The sequence below is a fragment of the Microbacterium phoenicis genome (assembly GCF_047302325.1).
Classification (GTDB): domain Bacteria; phylum Actinomycetota; class Actinomycetes; order Actinomycetales; family Microbacteriaceae; genus Microbacterium.
In genome coordinates this window covers 298,767-319,674 of the sequence record NZ_CP154849.1, presented here as the reverse complement: position 1 = coordinate 319,674, position 20,908 = coordinate 298,767, and the positions used below count along the sequence as shown (strand labels likewise).

Genomic DNA, 20,908 nt, shown 5'->3' with positions numbered 1-20,908 from the left:
CAGGGTCATCCGGGGTCATGAACGCACCTGTCAGTACGCCGATGCCGATGCTGAGGGATAGGGAAAGAACCGGCCATGCGATCCACACCGTCCACGCGGCCGACCGGGGTGCGGAGGTGGTCGGGGCTCCTGGTGGCGTCATGTGCGCGACGGTATCGACACGCTCAGACATCGCCGGGCATCGAGCTCTTCCGGTGGCGGGGTGCGATGTCGGTGCGGTTCAGTCGCACTCAGAAGGGTGCCGGGTCTCCGGGTGGGCTGGCGGCAGGGGTGAAGGCGACGGCCGGGGTGGGTGCGTCTCCTCTGTAGGTCCTGCCGAGGGGTGAGGTCCATTCCAGGACACCACCCTGGAGTTGTCGGACTTTCCAGGCGGTGAATTGCTTCATCGAATGATGCCTCTGACACAGGTGGGCGAGGTTCGACAGTTCGGTCCGACCGCCGAGCGCGTGATCATGCGTGTGATCGACTTCGCACCGGATCGCGGCGACCCGGCATCCGGGGAACCGGCAGTGCTGATCCCTGGCTTGCAAGAACCGGCGCATCCCCGACGGCACCCGGTACGAATCGGTCGCGACGGTCACCCTGGTCGTCGGGTCGTGGAACAGTCGCTCCCAGATGTGCGTCGATCCAGCGAGCGTGCGGGCGGTAGCGGGGTCGATCGGCGAGCGACCGGTCAGGTCGCACGGCCCGTCGTCCTCCCCGGTCAAGGTTGCCGCGGGCACGAGTACCTGCACGCGAGCGCGGATCGCGCCGAGCGGGCCAGCGGCCGTGTCACGCGTGTCGTCGAGCGCCGGGGTACCCGCGAGGAGCAGGTCGGCGAACACGTCCGCCCGGACCTGATCCGTCGAGCGTGCATCGGTCGCGACGACCTCTGAATCGGCCGATCGCTCATCGCGGGTGTCGATGATCGCCCGTGCCTGCTGCGTCAGCCTGTCGTGGATCCCCTCCGCGATCACGGTGGGCAAAGTGGCGATCAGGTCGCTCATCCCATCCCGCCCCGGCATCAGCCGCACGCACCGACCGGCCGCGGCTTCCTCGTGCCTTTCCGCGAACGATCGCGGGTGCATCCGGTGCGCGAGGACCTCCAACTCGCCCGGACTCGGTTCGGCGTCTGACCTTCGCACCGTTCGATCGCGACTACTTCGAACTCCGCCCACATCTCCGCGGGGAGGTTCAGCCCGGCGTCGACGATCGCTTTTACGTGCCCCTGCACGATCCGCCCGGACTCCCACGCGGCGACCGTGGCGGGGAATCCTTCGATGATCGTCCGTGCTTCACCGATCCGACGTTGCACCGCCCGGTCGGTGAGCCGCATCACCCCGGCGACCTCGGCGGAGATCGACCGCAGCACCATGTCGTGCACCTGGACTCTCGCGTTCCGAGGTGCGCCCTGCTCGTCCGCCAACCGCCCCGCGGCTGCCAGGACGCGCAGCTCACGAATCTTCACCCGAGCGAACTCGACACCGATGTCCTCGACGTCCGCAACGATCCCCGCGACGGCGGCGAGATACGCCTCACCATCGGGGGTTTCCGCTGCTTCCGTCATACCTGCACTCTCGCAGCAACCTCCGACATTCAGATCCCGAAAACCGCCGAGAACACCCCTTATGAACAACCCCGAAAATGAGAAACGTCTCACCTGTCCGCATGGCCGACGCGGGACCTGAGCGGCCCTCGGCCGCGCCCTGTCTCAGGCGTGAAAAGATCGAGCATGCGAACCGTTCGGGCCCTGTGGGGTGCCACTCACCCGGGTCCCTCGCTCGTCGTCACGGTCCTTTCTCTCGCTCTCGGCGTCGCCGCCGGGTTGGAGCCGTGGCGGATCGTCGTCCTCGTCGTCGCGGTGTTCGCGGGTCAGATCTTCGTCGGCCTGTCGAACGACGCGATCGACCTCTTCCGCGACGCGACCGTCGGGCGGGCCGACAAGCCGCTCGTCCGGGGCGATACCCGGGTCCGCACGGCGTGGATCGCAGCGCTCATCGCGCTCGGTGTGGCCCTCATCCTGTCCGCGGTCCTCGGCTGGGCCATGCTCATCGCTCACGTCATCGCCCTGGCCTTCGCGTGGAGCTACAACGCGGGCCTGAAGGCGACCCCCTTCTCGCTCGTTCCTTTCCTCGTCAGCTTCGGGATCTTCCCCTCACTCGCGACCCTCTCCGCGCCGGTCCCGCAGCCGGCAGCCGTCTGGGCGTCGTTCGCCGGCGCGATGCTCGGCGCGGCGGTGCACCTCACGAACGTGCTGCCCGATCTCGAGGATGACCGGCGCACGGGGGTCCGTGGGCTCCCGCATCGGATCGGACCCGCGGCATCCGTCGTCCTGGCGGTCGCCGGAATCGTCCTCGCCGCGATCGCCGTCCTCGTCGGCAGTCTGATCGAGGGCGCCGCTCCGGTCGTGATGGCTCTCTTCGCGGTGGCCGTGATCGTGATCGCCGGGGCCGTCATGATCCGGATGCGGCGGCGCGGCGCCGATCGCACGGGATTCCGCCTCGTGATGGGTGCCGCCCTCGTCCTCGCCCTCCAACTCGTGGTGGCCTCCGGCACGGCATGACCCGCGCGCTGTCGCACCCCGCCCCTCACCTCCCGGCGGAGTCGAGACCCATCGCGTAGGCGTGCGGGACGAGCGACCCGGTCGCGGTGAGCACGGAGCCGAGTACCCGCGACCGCACCGCGTGCGCACGTCGCGACACCGGACGGCCGAGGCCCATGTTCACGGCGGCGAGCCGCCCGGCCACGCGGGCCGAGCGGAGGCGATCCCGCTCCCACTCGGCGAGATCCGATTCGGGCGCCGAGCCCAGCCGAGTCCACGCCGCGAGCAGCAGGGCGAGGGTCGCGGCATCCAGCAGTCCGAGGTTCAGGCCCTGCCCGCCGATCGGACTTATCTCGTGGGCTGCGTCGCCGATCACGAACAGCCGATCGCGCCGCATCGCGGGTGCCAGCACCCGCCGCACGCCGAACTCGGTCGCGGAGGTGACCAGCTCGGCGGCCTCGCTCTCGCCTCGCTCGCGCATGGCCTCGCGCAACCGTGCCGCGAGAGCGTCCGGCTCGCGCGATCCGCCCGCATCCCACGCGACGAAGCGTCGCTGCCCGTCGGGCAGCGGGAAGGACTCGAGCACCCCTCCGGGTGCGAGGTGAACGACCGCGGTCTCGGCGTCCTCGCGCGGCGGGAGGGCAGCATCCGTCATCAGATACCGGTCCGGGTATGCGGTCCGTCGCAGTGCCGTCGAGCGGAACACCAGGCCCCGCGCGCCCACCCCGCCGGCCATGACCACGATCGGCGCGACGCGCTCGCCGTGGTCGGTGTCGACGCGCACCCGGTCGCGGTCGCGCGTCACGCGCGTCACCGTCAGACCGCGCTCGGGCTCCGGGCCGTCGCCCCGCAGCGCGGCTTCGGTCTCGACCTGCGGCAGCGTCGCGACATACGGATGCCGCGCGTCGAGGCGTCCGAAGTTCACGACACCCAACGTTCTCCCGTCGCTGCGCGCCTCGCCTCGACGCACCCGGACGGCGCGGGTCAGGATCCGCTCGGTCGCGCCCCCGGACTCGAGGGCCGCCAGCGTCGGCGCGTGCAGCCCGATCGCTCGGGAGCCGCCACCGGCGGCCGGCCGTCGCTCGAGGACCGCGACATCGACGCCGAAGCGCGTGAGTTCAGCGGCCAGCAGCGTGCCGACCGGGCCCGCTCCGACGACGAGGACCTCAGGCATCGCCGTCCGCCACCGCGAGGAGCCGGAACGGGGCCGGGGATGCCACGCGCCAGGGCGCCCCGAGCGCCTGCTCGAGCTCTTCCGCCCGGTAGCTCCTGCGGATCGAGCGCAAACCGTCGGTACGGAGGAAGGTCCCCCGCTCGAGCGCCGTGATGCCTATGCCGTAGAGCGCATACGCGAGCAGTCCGCGCTCGATGTCGGCGTGCATCACTGTTCCCGACGACAGCGCGCGCGTGTCGTCGGCGAACCCCGCGAGCTCCTCCGCGCGCAGATGGTGAAGCACGTGGTTGGACAGCACGAGGTCGAACGTCTCGCCCGCCTCCCGGAGCCCGGCGGCATCCGTCGCGGCGAACGACACGGTCGCGCTCTCGCGCGTCCGGGCGACCTCGAGCGCACGCGGGTCGGGATCGATCCCGAGCCACGTCACTTCGAGACCGTCGCGCTCCGCCCATGCGGCGAGCCGTGCGACCACGTCGCCGCCCCCGCTGCCGACGTCGAGCACGCGCGCCGGTCGTCCGAGGTCCCTGAGGCGGGGGCGGATGCCGCGTCGCCAGACCCGGCCCCACCCGCCGATCGCGCGGTTCACGAGATCGAACCGGCGCAGCGTCGCGGCGAGGGCGACGGGGTCGCAGTCGGGGTCGTCCATCAGCTCCTGGAGCGCGGTGTCGCGCACGGCGAGGTTCACGCGGCGGCCCGTCGGAACGTCAGTCGAGCGGCCTCGAGCGTCAGGCCGGGCCCGAACGCGAGGGTCGCCACGCGATCACCGTCGGCGAGGTCCGCTGCGAGCAGTGCTTTCAGGATGAACAGGATCGTCGCGCTCGACATATTGCCGTAGTCACGCAGCACGTCACGCGAGACGGTCAGGGCGTCGCCCGGCAGGTCGAGACCGCTCTCGACGCGGTCGAGCACGCTGCGGCCGCCGGGGTGCACGGCCCACGTCTCGACGCCGTCGTCACCGAGGAACGAGTCCACCGCGCCGCGGATCTCCCGACCGATGATGCGCGGCACCTCGGCGGACAGGACCATCTCGAACCCCGTGTCGCCGATCGTCCAGGCCATGTCCTTCTCGCCCTCGTCGGTCAGCACGGTCGCGAACCGATCGAGCTCGAAGGTCGGGCCCGTCGCGCGGGCGACGTCCGCGCTGACCACGGCAGCGGCCGCGCCGTCGGCGAAGACGGAGGCCGAGACGATCTCGTCGTGATCCGCCGGCGTCCGCACGTGCAGTGAGCAGAGCTCCGCGCAGACGACGAGCACGACCGCGTCGGGGTGGGCCGCGCAGATCTGGCTCGCGGTCCGGAGAGCGGGCACCGCGGCGGCGCACCCCATGAAACCGAGGTGCGACCGCGCGACGGTCGTCGGCAGGCCGAGATCGCGCACCAGCCGGTAGTCCGGCCCCGGCGCGAACATGCCCGTGCACGAGACGGTGACGACGTGCGTGACCTCGGCAGGATCGACGGATGCCGCGGCCAGTGCGTTCCGCGCCGCCTCGGCGAACAGCGGCGGCGCGAGGCGGATGTAGGCGTCGTTGCGAGCGCCGGTCGAAGGAGCCAGCAGAGTGCCGGTGTCGGTGACCGTCGGCATCCGCTCATCTTCGCGGGGAAGAGCGGTCGCCGCCGCTGCGGCGGCCAGATCGTCGAGCACGGTGTGCCGCGTCTCGATCGCGGAGGCGTCGAACGCGGCGCCGATGAGCCGCTTCGTCAGACGGTCAGCGCCGGGCTGCCCGGCGAACAGGTCGCGCACCTCGTCCTGTCGCAGGCGGGCGCGGGGCACGGCGGTGCCGATCGACAGGATGCGCGGGGTCATGGCCTCACCGTAACCGGCGAACGCGCGCGCGGCGTCGCGGGTTGACCGCGGCGATTCTCTGTGTGGGGTCTACCGCTTCGGGTGCCGGGGCAGGTGGACGGTGAAGGTCGCCCCTCTGCCCGGTGCGCTGTCGACCTGCACGCCTCCGCCGTGGGCGACGACGATCGCCCGGAGGTTCGTCAGTCCGAGCCCGAATCCCTGGATCTGGCGCGCTCGAGCGTCCGCCGTCCGGTAGAAGCGGTCGAAGGCGCGCCGCTGCTCGGCGTGGTCGAGTCCCACGCCCCTGTTCGACACGGCGATCTCGACGCCCTCCTCGTCCGCCCGCGTCGTCACAGCGACGACGCTGTCGGCGTCGCCGAACTTGATCGCGTTGGTGAGGAGCTCGGTCACGGCGACGAGCAACTGACGTCCGTCCCCGTCCGCCGTGATCGCGGTCGGCCCCGTCACCTCGATGCGCACGCCGCGGGCGGAGGCGGCGCCTCGCACGTCATCCGCGGCACGTTGCGCGATCGCCGCGATGTCGACCGGCGCGATCGTCAGCTCCTTCACCGTGTCGGTCGCGTTCAGGAGGTCCCCGACCCGGTGGAAGAGGTCGTCGGTCTTGCGCGAGACGATCTCGATGTAACGCTGCAGCTTCTCGTCGCTCGGGTCGGCGGCGTCGGCGAGCAGATCGAGGAAGCCGGTGATGCTCGTGATCGGCGTGCGCAGTTCGTGCGACACCGTCCGGAGGAACTGCTCGCGCACCTCGACGGCGTCGGCGAGTTCCGTGACGTCGTAGGCGACGATCACGGTGCCCAGCAGGCGGCCGTCCTCGCTATGCACGCGTCCGGAGGACGCCAGGATCGCGACCTGCGCGCCCGCGGGACCGAGCCACTCGACGTGGTTGTCGATGGTCTCACCACGCAGCGCGCGCGGGATGATCTGCTGGTCGTACGGGATCCGGCTCACGCGGTCCTCGGCGAGCACGTCGTCGCCGGCATAGGGCGGCTCGTCGAGGCGGAAGCCGACCATCTCCACCATCCGGTGCGCGAGGGCATTCGCGACGTCCAGGCGTCCCTCCTGGTCGTAGAAGGCGACGCCCGCGTTGACGGTGTTGAGGATGCCGAGAGCGATCGCCTCGGCATCCTTCGCCTCCCGCAGGGCCTCGTCCTGTGCACGGAACGCCTCGGCGAGGCGCCGCGCGTTACGGCGGAGGTGTCGCGCCGCGACGAAGACGAGGATTGCGATGCCGACGATGAGGGCAGGGAAGGCGAAGATGTTCGCCCACTCGGCTGCGGACGCCGGCCAGGCCCCGCTGTGGACGAAGCGATAGGCGATGATGAACACCGATCCGACGATCCCGACCGCCATGCCGTACCAGGGGAACCCGTAGGCGAGCCAGAGGACCGGGAACAACGCCAGCACGGTGACGGCCGGGACGAACGTCATGAGTTCGGCGCGCAGAAGTGCCACCGCGACGATGTCGGCCACCGCGACGGCGATCATCCACCCGCGCGCGATGCGTTCCCAGGGGACGACGAGAGCCGAGACCGACGCGGCGGCGATGACCGCGTAGGCCGTGACCGTCGCGGGCGTCAGCAGGCGATCGGGGCGGGCGATGAACGCCACGACGAGGATGACGAGCGTGCCGAGGACGAAAGGCAGCTGCGCCCGCAGGAAGACGCGCACCCGGCCGGCCGGGGTGGCTTCCATCTCGAAAAGGGGCATCCTCGCCTCGTCCTCCTTCGGGCGTGCGGGTCGGTACCGGCAACGTACCCCACCCGCGAACGGATGCGGTCAGCGCGCGGCGACCCAGACCTCCACGCCGCTCTCGCCGAGCGTGAAGTTGATGGCCGTCCCGAGGGCGTAGGCATCCTTCGCGGCCTCGGGGCTGAGGTCGCTGACGACGGCCGTCACCGCAACGGGGAACGGACCCGCCCCGCACGTCGACAGGGTCTCGCCGACCTCGGGCTGCGCGGCTTCCTGCGGGCTGACGATGCTGAGGCAGCGCACCGGGTTCGGGTCCGCCGGCGTGCCGACGACGGTCGCGAACACCGAGAAACCGCGGAAGTCGGCGTAGCGACGACTGTCCGAGTCGCTCTCGGGCGGCCAAGCTTCGAGCTGCGTCAACGTCGCCACCTGCTCCGCGTCGGGGTAGCGAGGCGCCTCGCGCGGGATGGACAGCGTGATCGCCACGGTCCCGGCCACCAGCGCCGCGGCGCTCGCGAGTACCCCGAGGTTCGTCGCCCAGCGCGGCCAACGCCGGGGCGCGCCGTACGGGCGCTCCGGGTCGATGTCGGGGACCGTCGTTTCCGCCGCGGGCGCCGTCTCAGGGGCATGGGCTGCAGCCTCGGCCGCGTCCTCCGGAGGCGGGCCCTCGTCGGGGCGTTCCGCCTCGCGGGCCTCGAGCTCGCGCAGGCGCGCGACAGCAGCGGCATCCCCTGCGATGTCAGCGCTGCGCCCGTAGGCGCGTTCGCGCAGTCGGGCCAGCTCGGCGGCGTCGTCGTCGTCCATCGGGACCACTAAACCAACAGTTCGACCCCGCCGGGCGCAAGCGGCTGTCGCCGCGCCGGGTCAGTCGTCGACGAGGATCAACTCGGCGACCGGTCGGCGCTCGCGGGGAGCCTCCTCGCGGGCGCGGAGATCGTCCGATGCGGAGTCGATGTCGCCGAGCGGGCCGACGGCCATCACCGTGACGGCACGCTGGTCCGCCGCGAGGTCGAACGCCGAGGCGACGTCGGCGGGACGGAACCCGCCCATCTGGTGGGTGCTCAGGCCGTTCGCGTGAGCCTGCACCGTGAAGTGCGCCGCCGCCTGGCCGACGTCGTACGTCGCCCACCGCAGCTCCTTGCCGTCCTGCTCCGTGGTCGCGACGAAGACGACCAGGGCGGCGGCGTCAGCCGCCCATGCCCGGTTGAAGCCCAGGAGGCTCTCGACGACGGCGGCGTGGGATGCCGATCCCCGCCGCGCGACGATGAATCGCCACGGCTGCGTGTTCGAGGCCGAGGGCGACCAGCGCGCAGCTTCGAGAGCGGACTGCAGCGCCTGCTCGTCGATCGGCGCGGAGGCGTCGAAGATCCGCGTGCTCCAGCGCTCGGTCAGGACGTCGAGGATGGGTGCGTCGGTGGATGCGGTGCGATTCGGCATCCGTCTATTCCATCACCGCCGACGATGCTTTGGCGTCATCGTGTTCTCAGGAGGTCACCCAGTCCGCCGGCCCCGAGGTGCCCGCGGGGTATTCGTCGAGCGGGACGCGACCGTCCCGCCACGCGTCGATGACGGGTTGGACGATGTGCCAGCAGTCGACCGCGGCGTCGGCGCGGACCGACAGCATGGCGTCGCCGTCGAGGATGCCGGAGAGCACCTCGGCGTACGCCTTCAGGGCACCCTCGCCGAGGTGGGCCTCGAGGGTCGCCTTCTCGAGCTCGAGCGGGTCGGCCTCGCCGTTGACGTTCAGGTCGAGCGAGATCGAGTCGGGCCCCAGCGAGAACCGCAGCACCGTCGGACCCGGGTCTCCCGTGAACCCGCCGGGCAGGTGGCGGACGGGGTGGAAGCGGACCTCGACCTTGGCCTCGGCGTCGCCCAGAGCTTTGCCCGAGCGGAGCGTGATCGGGACTCCCTGCCACCGGGCGTTCCGCACCTCGACGGTCATCTCGGCGAGCGTCTCGGTCTCGCGGGTCGGGTCGACGCCCGGCTCGTCGACGTACGACGGGAAGTCCCGCCCCTCGACCGTCCCGGCGGTGTACCTCGCCCGCCGCGACGAGGCGACCGGGTCGTCGCCCCAGATCGCCGTGGCCCGGAGGGCGGCGCCGGTCGCGTCGCGGAGGTCGCGTTCACCCAGGGATGCCGGGGGTTCCATCGTCACGAAAGCCATCACCTGCAGCAGGTGGCTCTGGATCATGTCGGTGAGGGCGCCGGCCTTGTCGTAGTAGCCGGCGCGTCCCTCGAGGCCCAGCGGCTCATCGAACTGCACGAGGATCGACGCGATGTGATCGGCCGACCAGGCGGGTTCGATCAGGCGGTTCGCGAAGCGCACACCGAGCAGGTTGAGCACGGTCGAGCGGCCGAGGAAGTGGTCGACGCGGAAGACCTGCCCTTCGGGCACGAGCTCGGCGAGCGTCGCGTTCAGGTGCTCGGCGCTGGCGGCATCGAACCCGAACGGCTTCTCGAGCGCCAGGATCGTCCCCTCGGGGATCATCACCGAGCGGAGCGCGTCGCACGCCTTCGCCGCGACCGCCGGCGGCACGGCGAAGTAGAGGGCCGGCCGCCCTTCCGCGGCATCCAGCAGCTTCTGCAACTGGTCGGGATCGGTGATGTCCGCCTTCGTGTACGTCGTGTCCGAGAAGGCGTCGAACGCGGACTCGGACTCCGTGGTCGCGAACGCCTTCCGCACCGTGTCGCGCCAGGCGTCGTCGCTCCAGTCGTCGGCGCCCGCACCGGCCAGGCGGACCTTCCGCTCGGGCTCGTGGACGAGGAGCTGTCCGAGCGCGGGGAGGAGCAGTCGGGAGGTGAGGTCTCCCGACGCGCCGAGGATGAGCAGGGTCGTGTCGGCCGTCATGGGCGTCACCCTAACCCGCGGCGGCCTGTCGGAGCGGTGGGGGAACCGTCTCTTGCCCCACCGGGTGCCGCGCGTGACAATGACGACGATGTCCACCCCGATCGAGTCCTACGCCCTGCTGAGCAACTGCCGCACCGGCGCTCTCGTCTCCGATGCCGGGAGCATCGACTGGCTCTGCCTTCCTCGCTACGACGACGCGTCGATCTTCGGTGCGCTGCTCGGCGATGAGCAGCACGGCCGCTGGAGTCTCCGCCCCGCCGACCCCTCCGCGACCGCCACGCGGCGGTACGACGGCGACACGTTCGTGCTCGTCACGCGCTGGCGGAGCGCAGAGGGTGTCGCAGACGTCATCGAGTTCATGCCGGTCGACGACGAGGCGGATGCCGTGGTCCGCCGCGTCGTCGGCATCGAGGGGAGTGTGGCCTTCGAGAGCGAGCTGCTGCTGCGGTTCGACTACGCCCGCGCGCTTCCCTGGGTGCGCCAGATCGGCGACCACGATGCTGCCGTCCTGCTCGCGATCGCCGGCCCCGACGCCGTCGCGGTGCGCGGTCCACGGCTGCATCCCGACGGCACGACCCACCGCGCCGCCTTCACCGTGAGCGAGGGGCAGACGGTCGACTCGGTGCTCACGGGGGACCGGTCGTACCACCGGCATCCCGTCGCAATCGACGTCGATGCCGCCCTGCAGCGCACGCGGACCTGGTGGACGGACTGGGCGTCCCGCGTCGAGCGCGGCGGGCCGTGGCAGGCGGCGCTCATGCGCTCGATGCTCGTCCTCCGCGCGCTCACCCACCCCGAGACCGGCGGGATCGTCGCCGCCGCGACGACGTCGCTGCCCGAGGACCCGGGCGGCTCGCGCAACTGGGACTACCGCTTCGTCTGGCTGCGGGACGCCGCACTCACGCTCGAGGCCTACCTCGCCCACGGCTACACCGAGGCGGCGAGGCGGTGGCGTGACTGGCTGCTGCGCGCCGTCGCCGGCGACCCTGCCGACGTGCAGATCATGTACGGCCTCGGCGGCGAGCGCGACCTGCCCGAGCGCGAGCTCGCGAGCCTGCCCGGCTACCAGCGCTCCGCGCCCGTCCGCATCGGCAACGGCGCGGTCGACCAGTACCAGGGCGACGTGATCGGCGAGGTCCTCGTCGCCCTCGAAGCCGCACGACTGGCCGGGGTCACCGAGACCCCGTCGTCGTGGTCGTTGCAGCGGGCCCTCCTCGCGCAGGTCGTCGAGTGGGTCGACCGGCCGGACAACGGCATCTGGGAGATGCGGGGCGACCTGCACCACTTCACGCACTCCCGGGCCATGGTCTGGGCTGCGCTCGACCGTGGCGTCCGGGCGGTACGCGAGCACGGCCTCGCCGGAGACGCCGACACCTGGGAGCGGCTGCGGGATCGGGTGCGCTCCGAGATCGACGAGACGGGGGTGGATGCCGCCGGCGGTCACTTCACGCAGCACGACAGCACCGACGAGGTCGACGCCTCGCTGCTGCTCCTGCCCGTCGTCGGCTTCTGCGCCGCCGACGACCCGCGGATGCTGGCCACCGTGGCTCGCATCGAGCGCGACCTGCTGCGGGACGGCTTCGTCATGCGGTACCGCACGTCCGCCGGGACCGACGGGCTTCCCGGCGACGAGCACCCGTTCCTCGCATGCTCGTTCTGGCTCGTCGAGCAGTACGCCGCGACGGGGCGCGTCGACGATGCGACGCGCCTCATGGACCGCCTCTGCGCCGTCGCGAACGACGTCGGCCTGCTGTCGGAGGAGTACGACCCCGGGGCCGGGCGCCACATCGGCAACACCCCGCAGGCACTCAGTCACCTCGCGCTCGTCGGCGCGGCGGATGCGCTCGCCGGACACACGGGCCGCGCCGCGCACCGCACCTGAGTCCGGTCAAGAGCATGTCGGGTCCAGGCGACCGACGGTAGCCTCGACGGCGACGATGCGAGAGGAGACGACGCGATGACGGAGACATCCGAGCCCCTGCCCGGCGACATGCTGGCGGAGCGCTACCGCCTCGTCGCGCAGATCGGGCAGGGCGGCATGGCGCGCGTCTTCCGCGCAGACGACACCGCCCTCGGTCGCACCGTGGCCGTCAAGGTCCTCCGCCCCGCCGTCGAAGAGGCGGTGAGCGCCCCTGAGCGGGCGCGCAGCGAGGTCACTCTTCTGGCGTCGCTCAACCACCCGTCGCTCGTGACGCTCTTCGACGCGCGCCTGACCGGCTCCCCCGACTATCTCGTGATGGAGTTCGTCGACGGTCCGACCCTCAGTGCCCGCATCGCCGAGGGGCCGGTGCCACCGGCGGAGGTCGCGACCCTCGCAGCCGAACTCGGCGAAGCCCTCCACGTCGTCCACGGCTCCGGCGTGGTGCACCGCGACGTCAAGCCGTCGAACGTGCTGCTCGCTCCGCCGCACCTGCCCGGTGGGCGTCCGCGGGCCAAACTCGCCGACTTCGGCATCGCGCTCCTCCTCGACAGTGCGCGGGTGACGACGCCCGGCACGATCATCGGCACAGCGGCGTACCTCGCGCCCGAGCAGGTGCAGGGGCGCGACCCGGCACCGGCATCCGATGTGTACGCCCTCGGTCTCGTGCTGCTGGAAGCCCTCACGGGCGAGCGCGCCTATCCGAGCACCGACGGCGTCAGTGCGGCCATCGCCCGCCTGACCACGCCGCCCGCAGTCCCCGACACCCTCAGCGCGGGATGGCGTTCCCTGCTGTCCCGGATGACGGCGACCACACCCGAGGACCGGCCGACGGCTCTCGAGGTCGTCGAGGCCGCCGAACGACTGCGGACGGAGCCGGTCGACGGCGCGCCGCCGCTGCCTCCCGTCCGCGCCGCGGTCGCCGCCGGCATCCCGATCGCGTCCGTCGCCGGGGTCGAGGCCGCGGGACACAAGGAGACGACGGGGGATGCCCCGACCCGGCGATACCCGACCGCCCCGACCGTCGCGCTCGCCGGCGAGGTGGCTCCCGGCGCCGCGAGCGACGGCACCCAGAAGCGTCGGTCCCGACGCCCCCTCGTGATCGGGCTCGCCGTCGGCGCGGTCGCATTGATCGCGGCGGGGAGCATCTGGGCCGGATCGCTCGCGGGCTCGCCGCAGCCGACATCGACCGACCCTGCGCAGACCGAACCGCGCGAATCGGCCCCCGCCGAGGTCGTCTCGACCGACCCGACGCCGACCCCGACCGTCACGACGACGAACGACGATCCAGCTCCAGACGACAAGGCAGCCGACGAAGCGGCAGAGGATGCCGAGAAGGCAGCCAAAGAGGAGCAGAAGCGCGCCGAGCGCGACGAGAACAGGGACCGCAAAGGGCCGAAGGACAAACCGTGAACGACGAGACCGCCCCTCCGCAGAAGCGGCGGGGCGGTCTCGTTTCGAGGACGACTCAGCGCGAGAGCGCGTCGCGCAGCTTGACGCGGGCACCCATGCGCAGGAGCGAGTTCTCGTAGATCTTCGCGCCGACGAGGATCGCGCCGACGCAGGCGGCCAGCATGACGAGCAGGGCGAGGAGCGGCTCCCACCACTGCGCCTCACCGACGAAGATGCGCACCGGCATCCCGACGGGAGCCGAGAAGGGGACGTACGACATGATGGTCAGCACGACGGGGTTGTCGTTGAAGAAGATCACGAGGAAGTACGGCGCCATCACGATGTAGGTGAGCGGGGTGATCGTCGGGCCGATGTCCTCCTGGCGCGACACCAGCGCACCCGCTGCGGCGAACAGCGCCGCCAGCAGCACGAATCCGAAGAGGAAGAAGACCGCGAACCAGGCGATGGGGCCGCCGAGCCCGGCGATGAGGAAGTCCTGTCCCGTCACCGTCAGCCCGATGATGGCCACCGCAGCGATCCCGACGATCTGACCCATCGCCAGGATCGTGTTGCCGAGCACCTTTCCGGCCAGGAGCGCGCGGGTAGGGATCGCCGAGATGAGCAGCTCGACCACACGGGTCTGCTTCTCCTCGACGACGCTCGTCGCGATCGTCGTGCCGAAGGTCAGCGCTGCGGCGAAGAACACACCGCCGAAGGCGATCGCGATGATGTACCGGAGGAACCCGTCGGTGCCCGCCGGCTCGAGGATTTCGACCTCCGGGGCGATGCTGAGCTGCTGCAGCAGGGTGTTCGACACCTGCTCGTCGAAGACGACCGTGTACCCGAGCGGCTCGTCGCCGCCGGGGATGACGGCCGCATCGACGGTGCCGTCGCGGACCAGGTCGCGTGCCTCGTCGGCGGACGCGGCATCCGTCACGTCGAAGGCCTCGGGGTCCGTGATGGCCGACGCCGTCTCGGAAGTGACCGCGACCGGTGTGCGGCTGTCGCTCTGGGCCGAGAAGCCCGCCCAGAGGACGCCGGCCAGCACGATCAGGAACATGACGGCGGTGGAGATGATGAACGACTTCGAGCGCAGCTTCGAGCCGAGCTCGCGCTCGGTGACGAGCCAGACGCTCTGACCGAACGAGGGGGAGACGGACGTGTTCACTGGATGACCTCCGTGAAGATCTGGGCGAGGGTGGGGCGGCGCGGCGCGAAGGTGGTCACGTCGCCCGCGGCGACCGCGCGCTGCAGGACGCGCTGCACGGTCTCGTCGGAATCGGCCTCGAAGAGGGCGTAGCCGCCGTCGAAGTCGACGACCTCGACGCCCGGCTCGTCGCGGAGCCAACCGGCATCCGTTCCCGAGACGAGTTCGAAGCGCCGGGTAGCGTGCTCGGCGCGCAGGCCGTCGCGGGTTCCCGCCGCGCGGATCGTGCCGCCCGCGATGATGACGAGGTCGTCGCACAGGCGCTCGACGACGTCGAGCTGGTGCGACGAGAACAGCACCGAGACGCCCTGGGCCGCGCGGGTCTGGAGGACGTTCGCGACGACGTCGACGGCGATCGGGTCGAGGCCGGAGAACGGCTCGTCGAGGATCAGCACCTCGGGGTCGTGCACGAGCGCGGCGGCGATCTGCGCGCGCTGTTGGTTTCCGAGCGAGAGGGTCTCGACGTTGTCGGTGAGGCGCTCGCCGAGTCCCAGCTCTTCGAGGAGAGCCGTCGCGCGGGTCGTGGCATCCGTCTTCGAGAACCCGTGCAGGCGAGCGAGGTAGACGATGTGCTCGAGCACCTTCATCTTCGGGTACAGCCCGCGCTCTTCGGGCATGTAGCCGAACAGGCGGCGGTCGGCGGCCGTGACGGGCTCGCCGTTCAGGGTGACCTCGCCGGCGTCGCGGCCGAGCACGCCGAGCATGATGCGCATCGTGGTGGTCTTGCCGGCGCCGTTGCCGCCGACGAAGCCGGTCAGCCGGCCGGGTGCGACGTCGAAGGCGATGTCGTCGAGGACGCGCCTCGATCCGTAGCTCTTGGTGATCCCGCGTAGCTGCAGCATCCGTTCCTCCTGTGATCGGTGCACCACCGGCGGTGGCACGTGTCCCACGCTAGGGAGATCGGATGCCGCGGGCCTCCCCCCGGCGGGTGAAACCCGACCCCGCCGCGCGGGGGAGAGTGGTTGTCGGTGCATTCATAGGAATACGGATGCCGGCGCTCTCGTTGGAGTCTGCGATGCCCTCCGGCATCCCTTTCGATTCTCTTTTGGAGGACTCATGACGGACCGCACCATCGGCTACATCGTCGGCAGCATCTCGTCGACCTCGATCAACCGCCGCCTCGCCGAGGCGCTGAAGCGCCTCGCCCCCGAGGGCACGACGCTGGTCGAGATCCCGATCAAGGACCTGCCCTTCTACTCGGTCGACCACGACGGGAACTTCCCCCAGGTCGCCGAGGACTTCAAGCAGGCGATCGCCGACGTCGACGGTGTCATCATCGTGACCCCCGAGTACAGCCGCTCCATCCCGGGCGTGCTGAAGAACGCGCTCGACTGGGCCTCGCGTCCCTACGGCCAGAACTCCTTCAACGCGAAGCCCACCGCCGTCATCGGCACCTCGGGCAGCGGCATCGCGACCGCTGCCGCGCAGCAGCACCTCAAGGCGATCCTCAGCCATTTCAACGCGCCCACGCTCGGCCAGCCCGAGGGCTACATCCAGAGCACGCCGGGCCTGTTCGCCGAGAACGGTGAGGTCACGAACGACGAGACTGCCGGCTTCCTCATCGGCTACCTCGAGGCGTTCGGCGACCTGGTCGACCGCTTCGCGAAGGTGCCCGCCGGCGCCTGAGTCACAGCTTCCGCAGCTGGAACGGCCCCGCCCCGACTCGGGCGGGGCCGTTTCGTGTCGCGACTCAGGCGAGGCCGTAGCGGTGCGCCCAGACGACGGCGGCGACGCGGTCGCGGGCGCCGAGCTTCTGCAGCACGTTCGACACGTGCGTCTTCACCGTCGCCTCGCCGATGTAGAGCTCGCGGGCGATCTCGCCGTTGCTCATCGCCTGCGCGAGCAGCCGCAGCACCTCGACCTCACGGTCGGTGAGCTCCACCGGCAGGGCGGGCGCGGCATCCGTCTCGCGGGGGAGGGATGCCGCCGGTTCCGCCTCGGTCCGGGTGAAGCGCTCGATCACCCGGCGCGTCACGGCGGGCGCGAGCAGGGCGTCGCCCGAGGCGGCGACGCGGACGGCGTTCGTGAGCTCCTCGGGTCCGGCGTTCTTGAGCAGGAATCCGCTCGCCCCGGCCGAGAGCGCCTGGAACAGGTAGTCGTCGCGGTCGAAGGTCGTCACGATGACGACGGATGCCGCGATCCCGGCGTCGGCCACGATCCGCTGCGTCGCCTCGAGACCGTCCATGTCCGGCATCTGCACGTCCATGCAGATCACGTCCGGCTGGAGCGTGCGCGCGGCCTCGATCGCGGCGCGACCATCACCGGCCTCACCCACGACCTCGATGTCGCCGGCGGCGTCGAGGATCATGCGGAAGCCGGCCCGCATGACGGCATGGTCGTCGGTCAGCAGCACCCGGATCATGCCGGCACCGCCTGCGACAGCGGCACGCGCACCCGCACGAGGAAGCCGCCTCGGGGCCGGGCTCTCGCCTCGAGCGTTCCTCCGGACGCAGCCGCTCGCTCCCGCATTCCGACGAGGCCCAGGCCCGCTCGACCGGAGATCGGCCCGCGGCCCTCGTTCGAGACCTCGAGCTCCACCGCGTCGTCGGCGTACCGCAGGCGCACGTCGGCCGTCGCGCCGGGCCCGCCGTGCCGGCGCGCGTTCGTGAGGGCCTCCTGCGCGATGCGGTACAGGTTCACCTGCACGAGTTCGGGCGTCGGGACCGGATCCCCGACGATGGAGAGCGTCGTCGGCAGGCCGTTCTCGTTCGCGTGGGCGACGAGGTCCGGCAGGGCGTCCACGCGAACCGTCGACCCGCCGGGGGCGTCGGTCTCGGGGGTGCGGAGCGTCTCGAGCAGCTGACGGAGCTCGGTCAGCGCTTGGCGGGCCGAGGACTCGACGCCCGTCAGCGCGGTGCGCGCGGCATCCGGATCGCGGCCCAGGACCGTGCGCGCGGCGCCCGCCTGCACGCCCATCGCCGACACGTGGTGCGCGACTACGTCGTGCAGCTCACGCGCGATCCGGACCCGGTCGAGGGCCACGGCCTGCGCCGCCGTCCGCTCCCGCTCGCGCTCGAGTTCGTCGGTGCGCTCCTCGAGGGCGGTGCGCTCCATCGCGCCCGTGTAGGCGCGCTCGCCGAACAGGTATGCCCCGCCGAAGAAGGCCACGTTGACGAGGAATTGGATCATCGCGAACGCTGCGAAGGGCGAGAACGGCCCCTCCTGCGACAGGCCGTCCTCTGAGGAAGCGGCGGTCTGGAAGATCGTGATCATGAGCCACACGAACATCACGACGATGAGGAGGATGCGCACGAGCGCCGCCCGGCGGCGGTCGGACACCCACGCGCCGACCGTGTACATCCCGACGAACAGGGCGACGTTGCCGACGTAGAGCTCGGGGATGCGCGCCGAGACGCCCACGAAGAACACGACCGAGACCGCGATCAGGGCCGTCATCGGGTACCGGCGCCGGAAGACGAGGGGCACCGTCAGGGCGAGCGAGTAGAGGAGCCCCCAGACGAGGTCGGGCTGCTCGTCGCCATAGATGCCCGAAACCGAGCCCAGGGCGGTGCTGATCATCGCGGCGACGAACAGTCCGGCTGCGAGCCAGGCGTCCTGGCGTCGTTCGGCCGCGGTCGCCGCGCGGCGGAGCATCGATTCGGGCATGCTCTCCACGCTAGAGGGGGTCACGGGCTGCGGCATCCGTCCCGCGGGGGAGACGGCGCGGCGTCAGAAGATCATCGGACGGTCATCGTCGTCCTCGCCGTCGAGGTCCAGGTCGACCACGACCGGGACGTGGTCGCTGGGGATCTCGCCCTTGCGCTCGTCGCGGTGGATGGAGGCCCCGACCACCCCGTCGGCGAAGGCCGAGGAGCCGAGGATGAAGTCGATCCGCAGGCCCTCATTGCGGGGGAATCGCAGCTGCTTGTAGTCCCAGTACGTGTAGCCGGAGGGGACGAGCGGGCGGACGGTGTCGACGAGTCCGGCGTCGAGGAGGGCCTGGAACGAGGCGCGCTCCTCGGGGGAGACGTGGGTCGTCACGCCTTCGACCACCGTCGGGTCGCCGTTGTCGGCATCCGTCGGTGCGATGTTGAAGTCACCGACGAGCGCGAGCGGAAGGTCGGGCTGGGCGGCGAGCGTCGACTGCGTGTACGCGCGGAGGGCCTCGAGCCAGTGCAGCTTGTACGTGAAGTGCGGGTCGTCGAGCCCGCGGCCGTTCGGGACGTAGAGGCTCCACACCTTGACCCCGTCGATCGTCGCGCCCAGTGCCCGCGCCTCCTGCGGGGCATCCGGTCCTTCGTGCCCCTTCAGGAAGCCGGGCATGTCGGGGAACGCGTGCTCGACCTCGGTGATCGGGGAGCGGCTCGCGATCGCGACGCCGTTCCACTGGTTCAGGCCGTGCGCCTCGACGTGGTACCCGGCCTCTTCGAACGCCTCGTAGGGAAACTGCTCGGGCTTGCACTTGATCTCCTGCATCGCGAGCACGTCGATGTTCTCGCGCACGGCGAAGTCGACGGTGCGCACGATGCGCGCGCGGATCGAGTTGACGTTCCAGGTGGCAAGCCGCATGGGATCCAGCCTAGATCGGGCGTCGGACGCCGCCGGTCGTAGACTCGTCCCCGTGACCGTCGCCTCCACGCCCGCACTCGAAGCCGACCGCCAGAGCCTCATCTCGCTCATTCAGGAGGAGGCCGTCTTCCACGGTGACTTCACCCTGTCGAGCGGCAAGAAGGCCTCGTACTACGTCGACATGCGCAAGCTCACGCTCGACCACCGCGCGGCTCCGGCGATCGGCCGGATCATGCTCGACCTCATTCGCGACGTCGACGGCATCGTCGCTGTCGGCGGTCTCACGCTCGGTGCCGACCCCATCGCGAACGCCGTCATGCACGAGTCGGCGCGCACCGACGCGCCGCTCGACGCGTTCGTCGTCCGCAAGGAGCCGAAGGACCACGGCCGCGGCCGTCAGGTCGAAGGAGCAGATGTCGTCGGCAAGCGCGTCATCGTCGTCGAGGACACCTCGACCACGGGCCAGTCGGCGCTGAAGGCCGTCGAGGCGCTGCGCCGCGAGGGCGCCGAGCCCGTCGCGGTGGCCGTGATCGTCGACCGCAAGACCGGCGCTCAGGCCGCCGTCGAAGCCGAGGGCCTGACCTGGCTCGCCGCGATCGACCTCGACGACCTGGGGCTGCAGCCGCAGTAGGTCTTATTTCGGCTCGAGGTCGTCCCACGGGTTGCGATCGTCCTCGTCGTCCCGGCGCCGCCGCACCATCTGCACGACGACGATCACCAACGACGTGACCATCGTCAGCCCGACGACGGCGAACAGCAGGTTCTGCTCGAGTCCGCTCATGCGACCACTCTCCCACGCATGCAGGCTCGGTGATGAGGGGCGCCGGGCGGATGCGCGCAAGGGGATGCCGCGCACAGCCGCCGAGCGTAGGGTCGAGGATGTGGCGCGCGACGACTGGGACCCCGACGATCTCCCCGATCTGAGCGGCCGCCGCTACCTCGTCACCGGCTCGAACACCGGCCTCGGGTTCTTCTCTTGCCTGCAGCTCGCGGGAGCCGGCGCGCACGTCATCATGACGGCGAGGAATCCGTCGAAACTCTCCCGCGCCCGGGCTGCGATCCTCGCGCAGGTGCCGGACGCCGACCTCGAAACGCTCGCGCTCGACACGAGCAACCTCGGCTCGGTGCGTGCCGCTGCGGCGACCGTGCGCGGTCGCGTCGGACTGCACGGCGTCATGCTCAACGCCGGCATCGTGCACCCGCCGAAGACCCGCCAACTGACCCGTGACGGGCACGAGCTCGTCATCGCGACCAACGCCCTCGGCCACTACGCGCTCGCCGGGGCCCTCCTGCCCGCCCTCGCGGCGGCCCGCGGTCGGATGGTCTGGCTCGGCTCCGTCGCCACGAAGCTCTTCCCGTGGGATCCCGTGGATCCCGAACTGGTCGACGACTACACCCCGTGGCGCGCCTACGTGCAGTCGAAGGTCGCGACCGCGGCCATCGGGTTCGAGGCCGACCGGCGGTTGCGCGCGGCATCCGTCCCCGTCTCGAGCCTCGTCGCGCATCCCGGCTACTCGCTCGGCGGACGCACCCGTCGGATCGTCGGCGTCAGCGCACCGTCGCGACGCAAGCGGTTCGTCGGCGGACTGCAGGCGGCCGTCGCGCAGTCCAAGGAGCGCGGCGCATGGGCGCCGGTCCGAGCGCTCGTCGACCCGGAGGCCGAGGGCGGTCAGTACTGGGGTCCCGCGCACACGTATACAGGCGCACCCGTGCTGGTCCGCGCGCCGCGCGTGACGATCGACCCCGACGTGGGTGCCCGCATGTGGCACTACGCCGAGCACGCGACCCGTGCCGAATGGCCCTATCTCAAGGGTCGCAAGCTCCGCCTTCGCTGAGGTCGACGTGCA

At 71.1% G+C, this 20,908-nt stretch carries 18 protein-coding genes and 2 pseudogenes; 6 read left to right on the top strand and 14 right to left on the bottom strand.

Translation table 11 applies throughout. The features are described from left to right. Positions 1–230 precede the first annotated feature (230 nt). Positions 231–1,546, bottom strand: a pseudogene (locus tag ABCU91_RS01535) (DUF222 domain-containing protein). A 165-nt stretch (positions 1,547–1,711) separates the two neighbouring features. On the opposite strand from ABCU91_RS01535, the gene ABCU91_RS01530 reads away from it, so the two are divergent. Next, on the top strand, positions 1,712–2,542 hold the full coding sequence (locus ABCU91_RS01530) for a UbiA family prenyltransferase (protein ID WP_406923248.1): 831 nt from the start codon (positions 1,712–1,714) through the stop codon (positions 2,540–2,542). Between the two features lie 25 nt (positions 2,543–2,567). Here the strand turns inward: ABCU91_RS01530 and ABCU91_RS01525 are convergent, their stop codons facing one another. The 7 genes and pseudogenes from ABCU91_RS01525 to ABCU91_RS01495 form a co-directional block, all read right to left on the bottom strand. Continuing rightward, the gene (locus ABCU91_RS01525) at positions 2,568–3,695 is read right to left on the bottom strand and encodes an FAD-dependent oxidoreductase (RefSeq protein ID WP_413354512.1); all 1,128 of its coding nucleotides are present in this window, start codon (positions 3,693–3,695) and stop codon (positions 2,568–2,570) included. Beyond that, positions 3,688–4,380 carry a methyltransferase domain-containing protein gene (locus tag ABCU91_RS01520; RefSeq protein WP_413354510.1) on the bottom strand — a complete coding sequence of 231 codons (693 nt, stop codon included), beginning with the start codon at positions 4,378–4,380 and terminating at the stop codon, positions 3,688–3,690. The genes ABCU91_RS01525 and ABCU91_RS01520 overlap by 8 nt, the downstream gene beginning before the upstream one ends. Continuing rightward, positions 4,377–5,513 (bottom strand): annotated as a pseudogene (locus ABCU91_RS01515) (type III polyketide synthase); the annotation flags it as partial. The pseudogene ABCU91_RS01515 and the gene ABCU91_RS01520, both read right to left, overlap by 4 nt. A 54-nt stretch (positions 5,514–5,567) precedes the next feature. Then, entirely contained in the window at positions 5,568–7,205 is a 1,638-nt protein-coding gene (locus ABCU91_RS01510) for a sensor histidine kinase (RefSeq protein WP_413354509.1), read from the bottom strand. 69 nt (positions 7,206–7,274) lie between these two features. Beyond that, positions 7,275–7,991: a hypothetical protein gene (locus tag ABCU91_RS01505; RefSeq protein ID WP_413354508.1), complete on the bottom strand. Its 717-nt coding sequence runs from the start codon at positions 7,989–7,991 to the stop codon at positions 7,275–7,277. 60 nt (positions 7,992–8,051) lie between these two features. Next, on the bottom strand, positions 8,052–8,624 hold the full coding sequence (locus tag ABCU91_RS01500; RefSeq protein ID WP_413354507.1) for a nitroreductase family protein: 573 nt from the start codon (positions 8,622–8,624) through the stop codon (positions 8,052–8,054). Positions 8,625–8,670: 46 nt separating this feature from the next. Further along, the gene (locus tag ABCU91_RS01495) at positions 8,671–10,035 is read right to left on the bottom strand and encodes a glucose-6-phosphate dehydrogenase (protein WP_413354506.1); all 1,365 of its coding nucleotides are present in this window, start codon (positions 10,033–10,035) and stop codon (positions 8,671–8,673) included. A 79-nt stretch (positions 10,036–10,114) separates the two neighbouring features. Here ABCU91_RS01495 and ABCU91_RS01490 point away from each other — a divergent pair, with 79 nt between their 5' ends. Further along, a complete protein-coding gene (locus ABCU91_RS01490; RefSeq protein WP_413355358.1) occupies positions 10,115–11,917 on the top strand; it encodes a glycoside hydrolase family 15 protein in 1,803 nt (600 codons plus the stop codon). A gap of 75 nt (positions 11,918–11,992) precedes the next feature. Continuing rightward, positions 11,993–13,366 (top strand): protein kinase domain-containing protein, encoded by a 1,374-nt coding sequence (locus ABCU91_RS01485; RefSeq protein WP_413354505.1) that lies wholly within the window; start codon positions 11,993–11,995, stop codon positions 13,364–13,366. Positions 13,367–13,421: 55 nt separating this feature from the next. Here the strand turns inward: ABCU91_RS01485 and ABCU91_RS01480 are convergent, their stop codons facing one another. After that, complete coding sequence (locus ABCU91_RS01480; protein WP_406923255.1) at positions 13,422–14,513, bottom strand: ABC transporter permease; 1,092 nt, start codon at positions 14,511–14,513, stop codon at positions 13,422–13,424. Continuing rightward, entirely contained in the window at positions 14,510–15,394 is an 885-nt protein-coding gene (locus tag ABCU91_RS01475; protein WP_413354504.1) for an ABC transporter ATP-binding protein, read from the bottom strand. The genes ABCU91_RS01480 and ABCU91_RS01475 overlap by 4 nt, the downstream gene beginning before the upstream one ends. A 214-nt stretch (positions 15,395–15,608) precedes the next feature. Here ABCU91_RS01475 and ABCU91_RS01470 point away from each other — a divergent pair, with 214 nt between their 5' ends. Continuing rightward, a complete protein-coding gene (locus tag ABCU91_RS01470) occupies positions 15,609–16,178 on the top strand; it encodes an NADPH-dependent FMN reductase (protein WP_406923257.1) in 570 nt (189 codons plus the stop codon). Between the two features lie 64 nt (positions 16,179–16,242). Here the strand turns inward: ABCU91_RS01470 and ABCU91_RS01465 are convergent, their stop codons facing one another. From ABCU91_RS01465 to ABCU91_RS01455, 3 genes are all read right to left on the bottom strand, one after another. Then, positions 16,243–16,914 (bottom strand): response regulator, encoded by a 672-nt coding sequence (locus ABCU91_RS01465; protein WP_413354502.1) that lies wholly within the window; start codon positions 16,912–16,914, stop codon positions 16,243–16,245. Further along, positions 16,911–18,158: a sensor histidine kinase gene (locus tag ABCU91_RS01460; RefSeq protein WP_413354501.1), complete on the bottom strand. Its 1,248-nt coding sequence runs from the start codon at positions 18,156–18,158 to the stop codon at positions 16,911–16,913. Before ABCU91_RS01460 ends, ABCU91_RS01465 begins: the two co-directional genes overlap by 4 nt. Before the next feature lie 63 nt (positions 18,159–18,221). After that, positions 18,222–19,061: an exodeoxyribonuclease III gene (locus tag ABCU91_RS01455; protein ID WP_413354500.1), complete on the bottom strand. Its 840-nt coding sequence runs from the start codon at positions 19,059–19,061 to the stop codon at positions 18,222–18,224. A 52-nt stretch (positions 19,062–19,113) separates the two neighbouring features. Here ABCU91_RS01455 and pyrE point away from each other — a divergent pair, with 52 nt between their 5' ends. Beyond that, entirely contained in the window at positions 19,114–19,692 is a 579-nt protein-coding gene (pyrE, locus tag ABCU91_RS01450) for an orotate phosphoribosyltransferase (RefSeq protein WP_311868184.1), read from the top strand. Between the two features lie 3 nt (positions 19,693–19,695). On the opposite strand, the gene ABCU91_RS01445 is transcribed toward pyrE, so the two are convergent. After that, a complete protein-coding gene (locus ABCU91_RS01445; protein ID WP_165971326.1) occupies positions 19,696–19,842 on the bottom strand; it encodes a hypothetical protein in 147 nt (48 codons plus the stop codon). 100 nt (positions 19,843–19,942) lie between these two features. Here ABCU91_RS01445 and ABCU91_RS01440 point away from each other — a divergent pair, with 100 nt between their 5' ends. After that, a complete protein-coding gene (locus tag ABCU91_RS01440; protein WP_413354499.1) occupies positions 19,943–20,896 on the top strand; it encodes an SDR family NAD(P)-dependent oxidoreductase in 954 nt (317 codons plus the stop codon). Positions 20,897–20,908 lie beyond the last annotated feature (12 nt).

Bases quoted from the DNA above. Each gene is read 5' to 3' on its own strand.
- ABCU91_RS01490 (WP_413355358.1), top strand. From the start codon at position 10,115: ATGACGACGATGTCCACCCCGATCGAGTCCTACGCCCTGCTGAGCAAC.
- ABCU91_RS01530 (WP_406923248.1), top strand. From the start codon at position 1,712: ATGCGAACCGTTCGGGCCCTGTGGGGTGCCACTCACCCGGGTCCCTCG.
- ABCU91_RS01475 (WP_413354504.1), bottom strand. From the start codon at position 15,394: ATGCTGCAGCTACGCGGGATCACCAAGAGCTACGGATCGAGGCGCGTC.
- ABCU91_RS01465 (WP_413354502.1), bottom strand. From the start codon at position 16,914: ATGATCCGGGTGCTGCTGACCGACGACCATGCCGTCATGCGGGCCGGC.
- ABCU91_RS01460 (WP_413354501.1), bottom strand. From the start codon at position 18,158: ATGCCCGAATCGATGCTCCGCCGCGCGGCGACCGCGGCCGAACGACGC.
- ABCU91_RS01505 (WP_413354508.1), bottom strand. From the start codon at position 7,991: ATGGACGACGACGACGCCGCCGAGCTGGCCCGACTGCGCGAACGCGCC.
- ABCU91_RS01510 (WP_413354509.1), bottom strand. From the start codon at position 7,205: ATGCCCCTTTTCGAGATGGAAGCCACCCCGGCCGGCCGGGTGCGCGTC.
- ABCU91_RS01485 (WP_413354505.1), top strand. From the start codon at position 11,993: ATGACGGAGACATCCGAGCCCCTGCCCGGCGACATGCTGGCGGAGCGC.
- ABCU91_RS01495 (WP_413354506.1), bottom strand. From the start codon at position 10,035: ATGACGGCCGACACGACCCTGCTCATCCTCGGCGCGTCGGGAGACCTC.
- ABCU91_RS01525 (WP_413354512.1), bottom strand. From the start codon at position 3,695: ATGCCTGAGGTCCTCGTCGTCGGAGCGGGCCCGGTCGGCACGCTGCTG.
- ABCU91_RS01445 (WP_165971326.1), bottom strand. From the start codon at position 19,842: ATGAGCGGACTCGAGCAGAACCTGCTGTTCGCCGTCGTCGGGCTGACG.
- ABCU91_RS01455 (WP_413354500.1), bottom strand. From the start codon at position 19,061: ATGCGGCTTGCCACCTGGAACGTCAACTCGATCCGCGCGCGCATCGTG.
- ABCU91_RS01470 (WP_406923257.1), top strand. From the start codon at position 15,609: ATGACGGACCGCACCATCGGCTACATCGTCGGCAGCATCTCGTCGACC.
- ABCU91_RS01500 (WP_413354507.1), bottom strand. From the start codon at position 8,624: ATGCCGAATCGCACCGCATCCACCGACGCACCCATCCTCGACGTCCTG.